11 protein-coding genes are annotated in these 17025 nt (G+C 66.6%); 10 read left to right on the forward strand and 1 reads right to left on the reverse strand.

The window, feature by feature from the left end; all coding sequences use genetic code 11:
- The first annotated feature begins 23 nt into the window (after positions 1-23).
- The 5 genes from AC1RQC_RS05500 to AC1RQC_RS05520 all read left to right on the forward strand — a co-directional run bounded on the left by AC1RQC_RS05500 (position 24) and on the right by AC1RQC_RS05520 (position 6607).
- On the forward strand, positions 24-2015 hold the full coding sequence (locus tag AC1RQC_RS05500; RefSeq protein ID WP_492813730.1) for a DNA topoisomerase IV subunit B: 1992 nt from the start codon (positions 24-26) through the stop codon (positions 2013-2015).
- Positions 2016-2063: 48 nt separating this feature from the next.
- Positions 2064-2858, forward strand: coding sequence for a lytic transglycosylase domain-containing protein (locus AC1RQC_RS05505; RefSeq protein WP_492376092.1), 795 nt, complete (start codon positions 2064-2066; stop codon positions 2856-2858).
- Positions 2859-2950: 92 nt separating this feature from the next.
- Entirely contained in the window at positions 2951-5302 is a 2352-nt protein-coding gene (parC, locus tag AC1RQC_RS05510; RefSeq protein WP_492882643.1) for a DNA topoisomerase IV subunit A, read from the forward strand.
- Between the two features lie 106 nt (positions 5303-5408).
- Positions 5409-6080 (forward strand): chromate transporter, encoded by a 672-nt coding sequence (locus AC1RQC_RS05515; protein ID WP_492831083.1) that lies wholly within the window; start codon positions 5409-5411, stop codon positions 6078-6080.
- On the forward strand, positions 6077-6607 hold the full coding sequence (locus AC1RQC_RS05520) for a chromate transporter (RefSeq protein WP_183036321.1): 531 nt from the start codon (positions 6077-6079) through the stop codon (positions 6605-6607). Before AC1RQC_RS05515 ends, AC1RQC_RS05520 begins: the two co-directional genes overlap by 4 nt.
- Before the next feature lie 949 nt (positions 6608-7556).
- On the opposite strand, the gene AC1RQC_RS05525 is transcribed toward AC1RQC_RS05520, so the two are convergent.
- Positions 7557-9389, reverse strand: a complete 1833-nt coding sequence (locus AC1RQC_RS05525) for an ABC transporter ATP-binding protein (protein ID WP_492813726.1) — start codon at positions 9387-9389, stop codon at positions 7557-7559.
- 361 nt (positions 9390-9750) lie between these two features.
- On the opposite strand from AC1RQC_RS05525, the gene hutU reads away from it, so the two are divergent.
- The 5 genes from hutU (at position 9751) to hutG (ending at position 16920) form a co-directional block, all read left to right on the forward strand.
- The gene (hutU, locus tag AC1RQC_RS05530) at positions 9751-11436 is read left to right on the forward strand and encodes a urocanate hydratase (RefSeq protein ID WP_492375388.1); all 1686 of its coding nucleotides are present in this window, start codon (positions 9751-9753) and stop codon (positions 11434-11436) included.
- 2 nt (positions 11437-11438) lie between these two features.
- Positions 11439-12971, forward strand: a complete 1533-nt coding sequence (hutH, locus tag AC1RQC_RS05535) for a histidine ammonia-lyase (protein ID WP_492882644.1) — start codon at positions 11439-11441, stop codon at positions 12969-12971.
- A gap of 102 nt (positions 12972-13073) precedes the next feature.
- Positions 13074-14474, forward strand: a complete 1401-nt coding sequence (locus AC1RQC_RS05540) for an amino acid permease (protein ID WP_492831086.1) — start codon at positions 13074-13076, stop codon at positions 14472-14474.
- Positions 14475-14659: 185 nt separating this feature from the next.
- Positions 14660-15967, forward strand: a complete 1308-nt coding sequence (locus AC1RQC_RS05545; RefSeq protein WP_492882646.1) for an MFS transporter — start codon at positions 14660-14662, stop codon at positions 15965-15967.
- The gene (hutG, locus tag AC1RQC_RS05550) at positions 15964-16920 is read left to right on the forward strand and encodes a formimidoylglutamase (RefSeq protein ID WP_492375392.1); all 957 of its coding nucleotides are present in this window, start codon (positions 15964-15966) and stop codon (positions 16918-16920) included. Before AC1RQC_RS05545 ends, hutG begins: the two co-directional genes overlap by 4 nt.
- The last annotated feature ends 105 nt before the right edge of the window (positions 16921-17025 follow it).

The raw sequence follows: 17025 nt of genomic DNA on the forward strand, positions 1-17025 counted from the left end.
AATCCCACTAAGCAAGCGACTCCATGGCGAGCAAAATCAGTCAGTACAGCGAATCCTCCATCCGGGTCCTGAAGGGCCTGGAGCCGGTCAAGCAACGACCCGGCATGTACACCCGTACCGACAATCCCCTGCACATCGTGCAGGAGGTGATCGACAATGCCTCCGACGAGGCCCTGGGCGGCCACGGCTCCGAGATCATGGTCACCCTGCATCGCGACGGCAGCATCAGCGTCGAGGACGATGGCCGCGGCATCCCGGTCGGCATCCATCCCGAAGAGCAGGTCCCGGTGGTGGAAATCGTGTTCACGCGCCTGCACGCGGGCGGCAAGTTCGACAAGGGCAAGGGCGGTGCCTATGCCTTCTCGGGTGGCCTGCACGGTGTGGGCGTCTCCGTGACCAATGCGCTGTCGACCCGCCTCGACGTGACCGTATGGCGTGACGGCAACTGCTCCACGCTGACCTTCTCCGGCGGCGATGTCACCGTGCCGCTGGCCACGCGCAAGCTCGAGCGCGGCGAGAAGAAGGGCGGCACGCGGGTGCAGGTCTGGCCCGATGCGAAGTACTTCGATTCGGCCGCGATCCCGATGGCCGAGCTGCAGCGGCTGCTGCGCAGCAAGGCGGTGCTGCTGCCCGGCGTCAAGGTCACGCTGCTGCAAGAGAAAAACGGCGAGCGCCAGACCTGGCAGTACGAGCAGGGCCTCAAGGGCTACCTGGTGGAAGCGCTGGCGCAGGGCAGCGGCGCCGAGCTGGTGGTGCCGATGTTCGAAGGCGAGCACTTCGCCGACCCGGACGCCAACCCGGCGGAAGATGGCTTCGCCGAGGGCGAGGGCGCTTCCTGGGTGGTGGCGTGGACCGAAGATGGCGCGCCGGTGCGCGAGTCCTACGTCAACCTGATTCCCACGCCGGCTGGCGGCACGCACGAGTCCGGCCTGCGCGAAGGCCTGTTCCAGGCGGTCAAGAGCTTTATCGAGATGCACGCGCTGCAGCCCAAGGGCGTGAAGCTGATGAGCGAGGACGTGTTCGCCCGTGCCTCGTTCGTGCTGTCCGCCAAGGTGCTGGACCCGCAGTTCCAGGGCCAGATCAAGGAGCGCCTGAACAGCCGCGACGCGGTGAAGCTGGTGTCCACCTTCAGCCGTCCCGCGCTGGAGCTGTGGCTCAACCATCACGTCGAGTACGGCAAGAAGCTCGCCGAGCTGGTGATCCGCCAGGCGCAGGCGCGCACGCGCGCGGCGCAGAAGGTGGAAAAGAAGAAGGGTTCCGGCGTAGCCGTGCTGCCGGGCAAGCTGACCGACTGCGAATCCACCGACGTCACCCGCAATGAACTCTTCCTGGTCGAGGGCGACTCCGCCGGCGGCTCGGCCAAGATGGGGCGCGACAAGGAGTTCCAGGCCATCCTGCCGCTGCGCGGCAAGGTGCTCAACACCTGGGAGACCGAGCGCGACCGCCTGTTCGCCAATAACGAGGTGCACGACATCGCGGTGGCAATCGGCGTGGACCCGCACGGCCCCAACGATGAGCCCGACCTGTCCAACCTGCGCTACGGAAAGATCTGTATCTTGTCCGACGCTGACGTGGACGGTGCGCACATCCAGGTGCTATTACTGACCTTGTTCTTCAAGCATTTCCCCAGGCTGATCGACAACGGCAACGTGTGCGTGGCCCGCCCGCCGCTTTTCCGGGTGGATGCGCCGGCGCGCGGCAAGAAGCCGGCCCAGAAGCTCTATGCGCTGGACGACGGTGAGCTGGTGGCCATCCAGGACAAGCTGATGAAGGATGGCATCAAGGAAGGCGGCTGGCAGATCTCGCGCTTCAAGGGCCTGGGCGAGATGAATGCCGAGCAGCTGTGGGAAACCACCATGAATCCCGACACGCGCCGCCTGTTGCCGGTGGCGCTCGGCCATTTCGACCTGCCGCAGACCGTGGGCGTGATGAATATGCTGATGGGCAAGGGCGAGGCCGCGCAGCGGCGCACCTGGCTCGAGGAGCGCGGCAACGAGGTGATCGCCGATATCTAGGCGGCACGAATCGAACCGTTCGATACCCGCATGACGCAAGGAGTCCCGATGGCTAAGACCAGACCTGGCAGCAACCGCGCGCGGCAATGGATTGCCGCCGGCATGCTGCTGGCCGGCTTGGCCGGTCTGGGCTTCATGCCAGCGGCCCACGCTGCGCTGTACGGCTATATCGACGACGACGGCGTGGCGCATTTCTCGGACGAGAAGCTGGACGAGCGCTACACGCTGTTCATGAAGAATGGTGGCGAGCTCAAGAGCCCGCTGCCGTACCGCGCCGGAGCCGGTGCCGGCAGCCAGATCGACCTGGAGACGCACAAGCTTTACCGCTATGTCGTCAACCATCCCAATATCGCCACGGTCGAGCCCATGATCCGCCAGATCGCGGCGGCGCAGAATGTCGACCCGGCGCTGGTCAAGGCAGTGATGGCGGTAGAGTCCGGCTTCAACGCAGGCGCGGTCTCGCCCAAGGGCGCGATCGGGCTGATGCAGGTGATTCCCGACACCGGCGCGCGCTTTGGCGTGAGCGCCGATGCCCGGCGCACGGTCGAGCAGAAACTGGCCGACCCGCGCACCAATATCTCGGCCGGCGTGCGCTACCTGCGCTGGCTGATGGAGCTGTTCCCCAACGACCTCGAGCTGGTGCTGGCCGCGTACAACGCGGGCGAGGGCGCGGTGCAACGCTACAACAACAAGATTCCGCCTTTCCCCGAGACCCAGCAATATGTCAGCACGGTGCTGCAGTTCTATCGCTTCTACCGTCCGGGCGGCGCGCCCGCGGGGTTGGGCGGGGCGGGAGTCAATCGCGTCAAGATGGTGATCGGCGGCCGCCGCAACATGCCCTGATCCCATACCGAACCCTAAGACGAACCGCATAACGAACAACATGCAACCGGCGCACCGGCCAACGATGCGGTGCGCCGTCTTCTTGCCAATCCATGGAACAACAAGACATTCCGCTTGACCCAGGTTCGCCCGACAACGGAGCGGACTCGCTGACCCTGGCGCACTATGCCGAGCGCGCCTATCTCGACTACGCCATCAGCGTGGTCAAAGGCCGCGCGCTGCCGGAAGTGGCCGATGGCCAGAAGCCGGTGCAGCGCCGCATCCTGTACGCCATGCACGAGATGGGGCTGCGCTCCGACGCCAAGCCGGTCAAGTCGGCGCGCGTGGTGGGCGATGTGCTGGGTAAATTCCACCCGCACGGCGACCAGTCCGCCTATGACGCGCTGGTGCGCCTGGCGCAGGACTTCTCGCTGCGCTACCCGCTGATCGACGGCCAGGGCAACTTCGGCTCGCGCGACGGCGACGGCGCAGCGGCCATGCGCTACACCGAAGCCCGGCTCACGCCGATCGCGCGCCTGCTGCTCGACGAGATCGACCAGGGCACGGTGGACTTCATCCCCAACTACGACGGCTCGATGGAAGAGCCCAGGCTGATGCCGGCGCGCCTGCCCTTTGTGCTGCTCAACGGCGCATCGGGCATTGCCGTGGGCATGGCCACCGAGGTGCCGCCGCACAACCTGCGCGAAGTGGCGGCAGCCACCGTGGCGATGATCCGCAACCCCAACATCACGCTGGCCGAGCTGCTGGCGCTGATGCCGGGGCCGGACTATCCGGGCGGCGGCCAGATCATTTCGCCCGTGGCCGACATTGCGCAGATCTACGAGAACGGCCGCGGCAGCCTGAAGGTGCGCGCGCGCTGGATCATCGAGGAAATGGCGCGCGGCCAGTGGCAACTGGTGGTGACCGAGCTGCCGCCGAGCACCTCGTCGCAGAAGGTGCTCGAAGAGATCGAGGAAATCACCAACCCGAAGGTCCGCGCGGGCAAGAAGTCGCTGACGCCCGAGCAGTTGCAGCTCAAGCAAGGCATGCTGGCGGTGCTCGACGCGGTGCGCGATGAATCCGGCAAGAACGCGCCGGTGCGGCTGGTGTTCGAGCCCAAGAGCAAGAACATCGAGCAGCAGGAATTCATCCAGACGCTGCTGGCGCACACCAGCCTGGAGTCCGGCGCCTCGATCAACCTGGTGATGATCGGCACCGATGGCCGCCCACGCCAGAAGGGCCTGGCCGACATCCTGCGCGAGTGGATCGCCTTCCGCTTCGCCACCGTCACCCGCCGCACGCGCCATCGCCTGGGCAAGGTCGAAGATCGCATTCACATCCTCGAAGGCCGGATGCTGGTGCTGCTCAATATCGACGAGGTGATCCGCATCATCCGCGAGAGCGATGAGCCCAAGCCGGCGCTGATGCAGGCCTTCGGCCTGTCGGACCGCCAGGCCGAAGACATCCTGGAAATCCGCCTGCGCCAGCTGGCCAGGCTGGAAGCGCTGCGCATCGAGCAGGAGTTGAAGAGCCTGCGCGACGAGCAGGCCGAGCTGGATGTGCTGCTCAAGTCCGAGACCATGATGCGCCGGCGCATCATCAAGGAGATCGAGACCGACGCCAAGCAATACAGCCCGGAAGACAAGGATCCGCGCCGCACGCTGATCCAGGAAGAGCGCCGCGCCAACGCCGAGGTGCGCGTGGTCGACGAGCCCGTCACCGTGGTGGTCTCCCAGAAGGGCTGGGTGCGCACGCGCCAGGGCCACGGCCATGATGCGCAGCAGTTCACCTTCAAGGCGGGCGATGCGCTCTATGGCACCTTCGAGTGCCGCAGCGTGGACGTGATGCTGGTGTTCGGCACCAATGGCCGCGCCTACACGGTGCCGGTGGCCGGCTTGCCGGGCGGGCGCGGCGACGGCGTGCCCGTGACCACGCTGATCGAGCTGCAGCCCGGCAGCCAGATCGCCCATACCTTTGCCGGCGGTGTCGACCAGCGCTTGCTGATCGCCACGCGCGGCGGCAATGGCTTCCAGACCAAGGTCGGCGACATGGTCAGCCGGCAGAAGGGCGGCCGCGCCTACCTGACGCTGGACGAGGGCGACGCGCCGCTGTTGCCCGCGCCGATCGGCGAGGAGGCCACGCACGTGGCCTGCCTGTCGGCCAACGGCCGCATGCTGCTGGTTGCGCTCGACGAGATCAAGTCGCTCTCGGCCGGTGGCCGCGGCGTGATCCTGATGGAGCTGGAACCCAAGGAGACGCTGCAGCAGGCGATTGCCGTCGGCGCCCCTGGGCTGGTGGTGTCCGGTGCCGGGCGCGGCGGCAAGCCGAGTTCGCAGAAGCTCTACGGCCAGCTGCTGCTGCCTTACGTGGGCAAGCGCGCCCGCAAGGGCCGCGCCCTGGATCTCAAGCTCAAGGAGCCGAGCATCGAGCCGGTACGGATCGTGCCGCCGGCGAGCGGCAACTAAGCCGCGCCAACCCGAACTGGCCCTGCGCGACAGACAATGCGCGGGGCCTTTTTCTTTCCCGGCATGCCGGACCGCCCCGGCGGCCATGCCTCTCCCGTGACAAGCGATGCCAGTTACTCCCTCTCCCACCGGCGACGATCCGATGGTAGCGCTAGCACCCCCACCTACGCCGCGGCGCCTGTTTATCGAATTCGCCCGCATGGGGCTGTCCGGCTTCGGCGGTGTGCTGCCCTTCGTGCGGCGCGCCGTGGTCGACCGCAACCGCTGGCTGGGCGACCGCGATTTTGTCGAACTGCTCAGCCTCGGGCAGGTGCTGCCCGGCCCCAACGTGATCAATCTCGCGCTGATGCTGGGCTTGCGCTTTGCCGGACTGCGCGGCGCGCTGGCGGCCTTTGCGGGGCTGGTGATGGTGCCGATGGTGGGCGTGCTGGCGCTGATGCTGCTGTACGAGCACTACCGCGACGTGGCGGCGGTGCAGCGCATGCTCACGGGCATGACGGCGGTGTCGGCCGGGCTGGTGCTGTCGACCGGCTTCAAGCTCGCACAGAGCCAGCCGCGCACCGTGCGCGGACTGATGATCGGCGGCGCGGCGTTTGTCGGCATCGGGCTGTTGCGCTGGCCGCTGGTGCCGGTGATGGCGGTGCTGGTGCCGATGGGGCTGGTGCTGGAGTGGCGCAGCGAGCAGCTTGCGCGGCGCGCGCAGGCGGCGGCTATCGAGGTGTCGTCCATGCCGCCCGCGCCGCCCGTGCCAGCGGTACCCGGGGAGCCACGGCAATGAGTTCACCGAACGTGCTTTCCAGCCTGCTCACGCATTTCCTGATGCTGTCGTTCCTCGCCATCGGCGGGGCCAGTACCACGATCCCCGACATGCATCGCTTCCTGGTGGAGTCGAACGCCTGGATGAGCGACGCGCAGTTCTCCGCCATGTACGCCATCTCGCAGGCCGCGCCCGGGCCGAACATCTTGTTCGTTGCCTTGTTCGGCTGGCAGGTGGCGGGCCTGGCCGGCGCCATTGTCGGCATGATCGGCATCTGCGGGCCGTCCAGCGTGATCGCGCTCGGCTTCGAGTATTTCGCCGGCCGCTCGCCGCAAGCACGGTGGCCCGGCTTGATCCGGCGCGGCCTTGCCACGCTGACCATCGGGCTGCTGTTTTCCACTGGCTGGATCCTTGCCGCGAGCGTGGATCACCGCTGGACCGCAGTGGCGGTGACGGTGGTCACCATCGTGCTGATGCTGAAGACTAAGGTGCATCCGCTGGTGCTGGTGGCGTTGGGGGCTGGGGCGGGGGTGATGGGGTTGGTTTGAGCCTGATAGTGGATGGATGATGCTGTGTCGGCTGTTGGGGCCAAGAGCCTCCATGCTCGGTCTTTCGCTGCTTCTTTTTGCGGCGATGGTTTTTGCACCCAAGGGCCATACGACATCCCCCTGCGGGGTTGGTCGCTGTTTCTTTGTACGGCGATGGTTATTGAACCCAACAGCCGTACGACATCCCCCTGCGGGGGCTGCCGGTCACTCTTCTTTGCGTCGGCAAAGAAGACTAACGAGAAGAAAGCCGACCCTGCCGGGGGCAGAGCAATCAGGCTTGCGGGCGTCGGTGGTTGCGTCGTACGGCCCGGAGTGTTGGCTGGCCTTTGCCATACCGGCTTAGAGGACATCGAAAATGCATGACCCAATGGTCACGTTGTGGTGCCCCTGATCGCGTTGCTCGGTGAGCATTCCACCATCTGCCGTTACCGGCGCGCGCCATCACGACACATCGCCCATCAGTGGTTTCGTGGTGGGGCGGGCGCGGTGGTCAGGGCCTTGGGCATAGCAAGCCGGTGCCACCGCGCCCACGACGGAACCGGTGCGCCCGCAACTTCGTGGCCGGCCACTGCGCGAGCGACAGACGGCTTGAAGCAAGTGATGTCAGCTACCGGGGGCCTTACCACGAATCCCGGAAGCTGGCAGGTTCGTGGTCAGTCAAGCCGGTACCGGCAGAAGCCCGCCGACACTCTGGGCCGTACGACGAAACCACAGTCCCACATAAGCCTGATTGCTCTGCCCCCGGCAGGGTCGGCTTTCTTCTCGTTAGTCTTCTTTGCCGACGCAAAGAAGAGTGACCGGCAGCCCCCGCAGGGGGATGTCGTACGGCTGTTGGGTTCAATAACCATCGCCGTACAAAGAAACAGCGACCAACCCCGCAGGGGGATGTCGTATGGCCCTTGGGTGCAAAAACCATCGCCGCAAAAAGAAACCCCCCTACATCAAACCTCTAATCCACCCCCACAAACCCCCCAGTCTGATGCGCCCACAACCGCGCATAAAGCCCCCCACGCGCCAGCAACTCCGCATGCGTGCCGCTCTCGGCGATCCGCCCATCCTCCAGTACCACCAGCCGGTCCATGCGCGCGATGGTGGACAGGCGGTGCGCGATGGCGATCACGGTCTTGCCCTGCATCAGCGTCTCCAGGTTCTCCTGGATGGCGGCTTCCACTTCGGAGTCCAGCGCCGAGGTGGCTTCGTCCAGGATCAGGATCGGTGCGTTCTTCAGCAGCACTCGTGCCACGGCAATGCGCTGGCGCTGGCCGCCCGACAGCTTCACGCCACGCTCGCCCACCTGCGCATCCAGCCCCGTCGCCCCATGCGCATCGCGCAGGCGCGGAATGAACTCGCCGGCATGGGCGTCGTTGGCCGCGGTGAGCAGCTCGGCCTCGCTGGCGCCGGGGCGGCCATAGCGCAGGTTGTCGCGGATCGAGCGGTGCAGCAGCGACGTATCCTGCGTCACCATGCCGATCTGCGCACGCAGGCTTTCCTGCGTGACGCCGGCGATGTCCTGGCCGTCGATCAGGATGCGTCCTTGCTCCACGTCGTACAGCCGCAGGAGCAGGTTGACCAGCGTCGACTTGCCGGCCCCGGAGGGGCCGACCAGGCCGATCTTCTCGCCCGGGCGCACCACCAGGTCGATGTTCTCGATCACGCCCGAGCCCTTGCCGTAGTGAAAGCCCACGCCTTCGAAGCGCACCTCTGCGCGCGTGACGCGCAGCGCTTGCGCGTTGTCGCGATCGCCGACCGTGCGCGGCACGGCGATGGTCTGCAGGCCATCCTGCACCTGGCCGATGTTCTCGAAGATGCCGCTGATCACCCACATGATCCAGCCCGACATGCTGACGATGCGGATCACCAGCCCGCTCGACAGCGCAATCGCGCCGACGCTGACATGGCCCTGGCTCCATAGCCACAGCGCCAGCCCGGTGGTGCCGGCGATCAGCAGGCCATTGAGCGAGGTCACGGTGAAATCCATGGCGCTGACCATGCGCCCGGACAGGCGTGCCTTGTCGGTCAGGTCGGCCATGGCTTCGCGCGCGTAGTCCTCTTCATGGCGCGTGTGGGCGAACAGCTTGAGCGTGGTGATGTTGGTATAGCCGTCGACGATGCGCCCCATCAGCCGCGAGCGCGCGCCGGTGGCGGCAACCGAGCGCGCCTTCACGCGTGGCGTGAAGTACAGCATGGCGGCCACGTAGCAGGCGATCCACGCCACGAGGGGAAGCATCAGGCGCCAGTCGGCTTGCGCGAACAGGTAGAGGGAGCTGGCCGCGTAGATCAACACATGCCAGATGGCATCCACGGCCTGCACCGCTGAATCGCGCAGCGAGAAGCCGGTCTGCATGATGCGCTGCGCGATGCGCCCGGCAAAGTCGTTCTGAAAAAACGACAGGCTCTGCTTGAGGACGTAGCGGTGGTTCTGCCAGCGCACCAGGTTGCCCAGGCTCGGGTTGATGACCTGGTGCACGAGGATGTCGTGCAGGCCGTTGAAGAACGGACGCAGCAGCAGCGCCACCACCGCCATCCACATGAGCTCGACGCGGTGGCGCGCGAAGAACTCGGCGGGCGGTGTTGCTTGCGCCAGGTCGACCAAGCGACCGAGAAAGCCGAACAGCGAGACTTCGATCAGCGCGCCAGCCAGCCCCACGCCCAGCAGCAGCGCGAAGACCGGCCACACCTCTCGCAGGAAGTAGGCATAAAAGCGCCAGATCTGGCTGGGTGGCTGGGTGTCGGGGAGGGCGCGGAACGGGTCAATCAGCCGTTCCAGGAAACGCATCAGCATGGGAGTCCAGGGGTGTTCCGCGGCGACCGCCTCGTTCGGGTCGCAGGCGTGCTTGCAAGGGCCGTATCGATGCCATGGGCATGCGGCGGATCAGGAGCATCATACCGCGCTTGCGCATCGCCGATGTCCGTACTCGCGGGAGGGGCGTCCGTGTCGCGGTGCTTGAGTGCGCGCTCGGAACGGCGCGCACTTTCCGTCGCCTTCATCATTTAAGTATTCATAAGCGCACTTTTTCGTCCATGCCTGCGGCTTATCCTCGGGAATACCCCAATTTATCCGAGCTTGTCTATACAACACTATACATACCTAGCATGGCTGAACAGACCGGTTCGAGCCGGCCTTATTGACCCAAGGAGTTCCCGTGAGCAACACCGACCGCTTTCGCGATGTAGAGATCCGCGCCCCGCGCGGCAACCAACTGAACGCCAAGAGCTGGCAGACCGAAGCGCCGCTGCGCATGTTGATGAACAACCTCGACCCGGAAGTGGCGGAGAACCCCAAGGAGCTGGTGGTGTACGGCGGCATCGGCCGCGCCGCGCGCAACTGGGCGTGCTACGACAAGATCGTCGAGACGCTCAAGACGCTGAACGACGATGAGACCCTGCTGGTGCAGTCCGGCAAGCCGGTTGGCGTGTTCAAGACCCATAGCAACGCGCCGCGCGTGCTGATCGCCAATTCCAACCTGGTGCCGCATTGGGCTACGTGGGAACACTTCAACGAGCTCGACGCCAAGGGCCTGGCCATGTACGGCCAGATGACAGCCGGCAGCTGGATCTATATCGGCAGCCAGGGCATCGTGCAGGGCACCTACGAGACCTTCGTGGAAGCCGGGCGCCAGCACTACAACGGCAACCTCAAGGGCCGCTGGGTGCTGACCGCCGGGCTGGGCGGCATGGGTGGCGCGCAACCGCTGGCCGCCACGCTGGCCGGCGCCTGCTCGCTGAACATCGAGTGCCAGCAGGCCAGCATCGATTTCCGCCTGCGCACCCGCTATGTCGACGAACAGGCCACCGACCTTGATGACGCGCTGGCGCGCATCGCCAGGTACACCGCCGAAGGCCGCGCCGTTTCCATCGCGCTGTGCGCCAACGCCGCCGAAGTGTTGCCCGAACTGGTGCGCCGCGGCGTGCGCCCGGACATGGTCACCGACCAGACCAGCGCGCACGATCCGCTCAACGGCTACCTCCCGGTGGGCTGGACCTGGGGCCAGTACCGCGACCGCGCGCAGACCGAGCCGGCTCGTGTGGTCAAGGCCGCCAAGCAGTCGATGGCGCTGCATGTGCAGGCCATGCTGGACTTCCAGAAGATGGGCGTGCCCACCTTCGACTACGGCAACAACATCCGCCAGATGGCCAAGGAAGAGGGCGTGGCGAATGCCTTCGATTTCCCCGGCTTCGTGCCGGCCTACATCCGCCCGCTGTTCTGCCGCGGTGTCGGCCCGTTCCGCTGGGCCGCGCTGTCGGGCGATCCGCAGGACATCTACAAGACCGACGCCAAGGTCAAGGAGCTGATCCCCGACGATGCGCACCTGCACCGCTGGCTGGACATGGCGCGCGAGCGCATCAGCTTCCAGGGCCTGCCGGCGCGTATCTGCTGGGTCGGCCTGGGCCTGCGTGCCAAGCTTGGCCTGGCGTTCAACGAGATGGTGCGCAGTGGCGAGTTGTCGGCACCGGTGGTGATCGGCCGCGACCACCTCGACTCCGGCTCGGTGGCCAGCCCCAACCGTGAAACCGAAAGCATGAAGGATGGCTCCGACGCCGTGTCCGACTGGCCGCTGCTGAACGCGCTGCTCAATACCGCCAGCGGCGCGACCTGGGTCTCGCTGCATCACGGCGGCGGCGTGGGCATGGGCTTCTCGCAGCATTCGGGCGTGGTGATCGTGTGCGACGGCACCGACGAAGCCGCCGCCCGCATCGCCCGCGTGCTGCACAACGATCCCGCGACCGGCGTGATGCGCCATGCGGATGCCGGCTACGACATCGCCATCGACTGTGCACGAGAGCAGGGCCTGAACCTGCCGATGCTCAACCACAAGAAGGAAGCCTGAACGTGAACGCGCTGAACCTCAAACCTGGTCAACTGACCCTGGCGCAGCTGCGCCAGGCCTATCTGCAGCCGCTGCGCGTGAGCCTGGACAGCGAGGCCGCCGAGGCCATCGCCGCCAGCGTGGCCTGCGTTGAGAACATCGTTGCCGAAGGCCGGACCGCCTACGGCATCAACACCGGCTTCGGCCTGCTGGCGCAGACCCGCATCGCCCGCGAGGACCTGGAGAACCTGCAGCGCTCGCTGGTGCTGTCGCATGCCGCCGGTGTGGGCGAACCGCTGGACGACGCCATGGTCCGGCTGATCATGCTGCTCAAGATCAATAGCCTGGCGCGCGGCTTTTCCGGCATCCGCCGCAAGGTGATCGACGCGCTGATCGCCCTGGTCAATGCCGAGGTCTATCCGCATATCCCGCTCAAGGGCTCGGTGGGCGCCTCTGGCGACCTGGCGCCGCTGGCGCATATGTCGCTGGTGCTGCTGGGCGAAAGCCGTGCCCGCTACCAGGGCGAATGGCTGCCGGCGCGCCAGGCGCTGGCACGTGCCGGCCTGGAGCCGCTGACCCTGGCCGCCAAGGAAGGCCTGGCCCTGCTCAACGGCACCCAGGTATCCACCGCCTACGCGCTGCGCGGCCTGTTCGAGGCCGAGGATCTGTTTGCCGCGGCCACGGTCTGCGGCAGCCTCAGCGTCGAGGCCATGCTCGGCTCGCGCGCGCCTTTCGACGCGCGCATTCATGCGGTGCGCGGCCAGCGCGGCCAGATCGATGCGGCCACCACCTATCGCGATCTGCTGACCGATACCAGCGAGCTGGCGCGTTCGCATGCGCAGTGCGACAAGGTGCAGGATCCCTACTCGCTGCGCTGCCAGCCGCAGGTGATGGGCGCTTGCCTGACGCAATTGCGGCAGGCGGCCGAGGTCCTGGAAGTGGAGGCCAACGCGGTCTCGGACAACCCCTTGGTGTTTGCCGCCGAAGGCGACGTGATCTCGGGCGGCAATTTCCATGCCGAACCGGTGGCGATGGCCGCCGACAACCTGGCGCTGGCCATCGCCGAGATCGGCTCGCTGTCCGAGCGCCGCATCTCGCTGATGATGGATCGCCATATGTCGCAGCTGCCGCCTTTCCTGGTGGCCAACGGGGGCGTCAACTCGGGCTTCATGATCGCCCAGGTCACCGCCGCCGCGCTGGCCAGCGACAACAAGGCACTGGCCCATCCGCACAGCGTCGACAGCCTGCCGACCTCGGCCAACCAGGAGGACCACGTGTCGATGGCGCCGAATGCCGGCAAGCGCCTGTGGGCGATGGCCGAGAACGTGCGCGGCATCCTTGCCGTGGAGTGGCTGGGCGCCTGCCAGGGCCTGGACTTCCGCGAAGGCCTGAAGAGCTCGCCCAAGCTGGAGCAGGCACGCAGCCTGCTGCGCGCCGAAGTGCCCTACTACGAGAAGGACCGCTTCTTCGCGCCGGATATCGAGACCGCGAGCCGGTTGCTGGCGGCCGGCACCCTGAACGCGCTGCTGCCCGCGCGGTTGCTGCCCAGCCTCTGAGGCTTGGGCATGACGCCCGGGGGCGGGACGCCTGCCACGCAGCAGGCCGCAGCCCGCGCCCCGGGCGGACAGAAGACAGAATAATGATTCGGAGACAAATAGATGCAAGAGCAGTCGCAAGGCCTGCAGCGTGGCCTCAGCGCCCGTCATATCCGCTTCATGGCGCTCGGATCGGCCATCGGCACGGGACTTTTCTACGGCTCGGCCTCGGCCATCCAGGCCGCGGGACCGGCGGTGCTGCTGGCCTACGTGATCGGTGGCGCCGCGGTCTACATGGTGATGCGTGCGCTGGGCGAGATGGCGGTGCGCAATCCGGTGGCGGGTTCGTTCGGCCAGTACGCCAGCACCGGCCTGGGACCGCTGGCGGGCTTCCTGCTCGGCTGGACCTATGCCTTCGAGATGATCGTCGTTTGCCTGGCGGACGTGACTGCCTTCGGCATTTACATGGGCTTCTGGTTCCCGGACGTGCCGCGCTGGATCTGGGTGCTCGGCATCGTGTTCCTGATCGGCGGCCTCAACCTGCTCAGCGTCAAGGTGTTCGGTGAGCTGGAGTTCTGGCTTTCGCTGCTGAAGGTCGGCGCCATCGTCGCGATGATCGGCGGCGGTGTTGCCATCATGCTGTTCGGCTTCGGCATGGCCGACGGCGGCGTTGCCACCGGCATCCACAACCTCTGGGCGCACGGCGGCTTCATGCCCAACGGCATTGCCGGCGTGATCGCCTCGTTCGCCGTGGTGATGTTCGCCTTTGGCGGCATCGAGATCATCGGCATCACGGCCGGCGAGGCGCGCGACCCGCAGCGCGTGATTCCGCGTGCGATCAACGCGGTGCCCCTGCGCATCCTGCTGTTCTATGTGCTGACGCTGGCGGTGCTGATGTCTCTCTATCCTTGGCACCGCATCGGCAGCGAGGGCAGCCCCTTTGTGCAGATCTTCAGCCGGCTGGGCATTGGCTCGGCCGCCGCATTGCTCAATGTCGTGGTCATCTCCGCCGCGGTATCCGCCATCAATAGCGACATCTTCGGCGCTGGCCGCATGCTGTATGGCATGGCGGTGCAACGGCAGGCGCCACGCATCTTTGCCAGCGTGTCGCGCAAGGGCGTGCCCTGGATGACGGTGGTGGTGATGGCTTTCGCGCTGCTGGCCGGCGTGGTGCTCAACTACGTAATGCCCGAGGACGTGTTCACGCTGATCGCTTCCATCGCCACCTTTGCCACGGTCTGGGTGTGGCTGATGATCTTGCTGTCGCAGGTCGCCTTGCGCAGGCGCATGAGCCGCGCCGAGGTGGCGGCGCTGAAGTTCCCCGTGCCGTTCTGGCCGGTAGCGCCGCTCGCGGCCATCGCCTTCATGCTGTTCATCTTCGGCGTGCTTGGCTGGTTCCCGCAGACCCGCGCAGCGCTGCTGGTGGGCGCGGCGTGGCTGCTGCTGCTGGTGGTGGCGTGGTGGTGCTGGGGACGGCCGCGCGGCCAGCAGGGGGCGCCTGCTTCCTCCTTTGCGGCGGACTGATACATGCGCGGACCCTGCCTCGGCAGGGTCCGCGTTGCCTGGCATCTGCCTAGCCGGATGCCAGGGTAACCGGCAGCGCGCGCCAGCCCGGCGCGCTGCCGTAGTGGCGCGAAGAACACCCTGTCTGGGTTGCGCTCACCGCCCGCTTGCGGGCGGCCAGGATTATTTTGCTTCGGAGTTACATCATGTCCATTGACAACACCATTCCCGGTATCGCAGCCCAGCATGCCGCCACGGCCCAGCCGCTGTCCAGGTTCAAGTCCATCGCTGCCATTACTATCGGCAATGGCCTGGAGTTCTACGACTTCGTGGTCTACAGCTTCTTCGCCACGCTGATCGGCCGCCTGTATTTCCCGGTATCCGATCCCACCGGGCAGTTGCTGTTGTCTTTCGCCACCTTCGGCGTAGGCTTCCTGATGCGCCCGCTGGGCGGCCTGCTGATCGGCATGTATGCCGACCGCGTCGGGCGCAAGCCGGCGGTGGCGCTGACGCTCTGGCTGATGGGCTTGAGCTCGGTGATCTTCGTGGTGACGCCGACGTATGCGCAGATCGGCATGCTCGCGCCGATCATGATCCTGCTCGCGCGCCTGGTGCAAGGCTTTGCCATCGGCGGGGAGATGGGTGCCTCCACGGCACTGCTGCTGGAATATGCCGACGACCGCTCGCGCGGCTTCTACACCAGCTGGCAGCCGTTTAGCCAGGGCCTGGCGGCGCTGTTCGGCGCGCTGGTTGGCTTGCTGCTCAGCAATGTGCTGGAGCAGCAAGCGCTGGAGGCATGGGGCTGGCGCCTGGCCTTCGTGATTGGCATCCTGGTGATCCCGGTGGGCCTGGTGATTCGCCGCCGCCTGGAAGAGACGGCGCCGGCCGCCGGCGAGTCGGAGCGCGGTTCCACGCTGCAGCTGTTGCGCGAGCACGGGCGTGCGCTGGTGGCCAGCATCCTGCTGATGATCGGCGTGGCTTCGTCGACCTATATCGTGGTGTATTACCTGAGCAACTATGCCGTTAGCCAGCTGCACATGCCGCTGTCGCTGGGCATCTGGGCCGCTTGCGTGGCCGCTGCCGTGCAGGTCGTGCTGTCGCCGTTCGCGGGCTGGCTGAGCGACCGGGTGGGGCGGCGCCCGGTGGTGCTGTGGTCGCGCGTGGCCTTGCTGCTGATGATCTATCCCGCTTTCGTGCTGATCAACGCCGAGCCCAGCCTGATGCGCCTGCTGCTGGTGGTGGGCTGCCTTTCGGTGCCGATGTCGATGACGTCGCCCGCGTCGATGGTGCTGGTCAGCGAGGTGCTGCCGCAGCGCATGCGCGCCACCGGCCTGTCGATTGCCTACTGCGTGGCGATTGCCATCTTCGGTGGTTTCGCGCAGTTCTTCTCGACCGAGCTGATCCATCTCACCGCCAATCCCAACGCGCCCGCGTTCTACGTGATCGGCTGCGGCCTGGTCTCGCTGATCGGCCTGGCGATGGTGCCGGAAACCCTGGGCCGCCGCCTGTCATGAGCGAAAGGGATCCGATGGCTGCAGCGCCGGGCAGCATCTGGCGCGGCCGCAGCGATGCGGGCGAGCTGGGCGACACGCGCCGGCTATTCAATGTCGTGCGCGTGCAAGGCGCCGAACGTGTGCCTGGCGCGCCCGTGCTGCTGGGCTTTTGCTGCGACGCCGGCGTGCTGCGCAACCAGGGCCGTCCCGGCGCGGCGGGTGGCCCGCGCGAGATCCGCCGCGCGCTGGCCGGCATCCCGGCCCATGGCCTGGAAGTGTTCCACGATGCGGGCGACGTCGTCTGCCACGATGGCGATCTCGAGACGGCGCAGCAAGCGTTGGCAACAGCGGTCGCGGCCGAACTGGCGCAGGGCGCATTCCCGCTGGTGCTCGGTGGTGGCCACGAGATCGCCTGGGGCACCTGGCAGGGGCTGCGCGCGCATCTCGATGCGCGTGGCGACCACGGCCGCGTGCTGGTGATCAACCTCGATGCGCACTTCGACCTGCGCACCGGTCGTCCCGGCAGTTCGGGCACGCCCTTCGACCAGATCGCGCAGGCCTGCCACGAGCGCGGACAGCGTTTCGAATACGCTTGCCTGGGCGTGAGCCGGCTCGGCAATACCGCCGCGCTGTTCGCGCATGCCAAGGCGCTTGGCGTGCACTACGTCGAGGACGTGCAGATGCAGGAACGGCACCTGGACGCGCGGATTGCCGAGTTGCAGGGGCTGATGGATGCGGTCGATCACGTCTACCTCACGATCGACCTGGACGTGCTGCCGGCGGCAGTGATGCCGGCGGTCTCGGCGCCAGCCCCTTATGGCGTGCCCCTTCCCGTGGTGGAGGAGGTGGTGGCGCAGGTGCGCGCCAGCGGCAAGCTGCGCGTGGCGGACCTGGCGGAGTTCAATCCGCTCTATGACCGTGACACCTGCGGCGCTCGGGCCGCGGCGCGGCTGGCTTACCGGTTGATGGCCTGAGGGCCGTGGTCATCGCCATTGCCATCGCCATTGCCGCAAGGAAAACCCCCGCCGACACTCGGCGGCTCATTCTTGTACAATTGAGTTGTACATTTCGAGCAGGGG

Source organism: Cupriavidus sp. GW822-FHT03E04 (assembly GCF_058801495.1).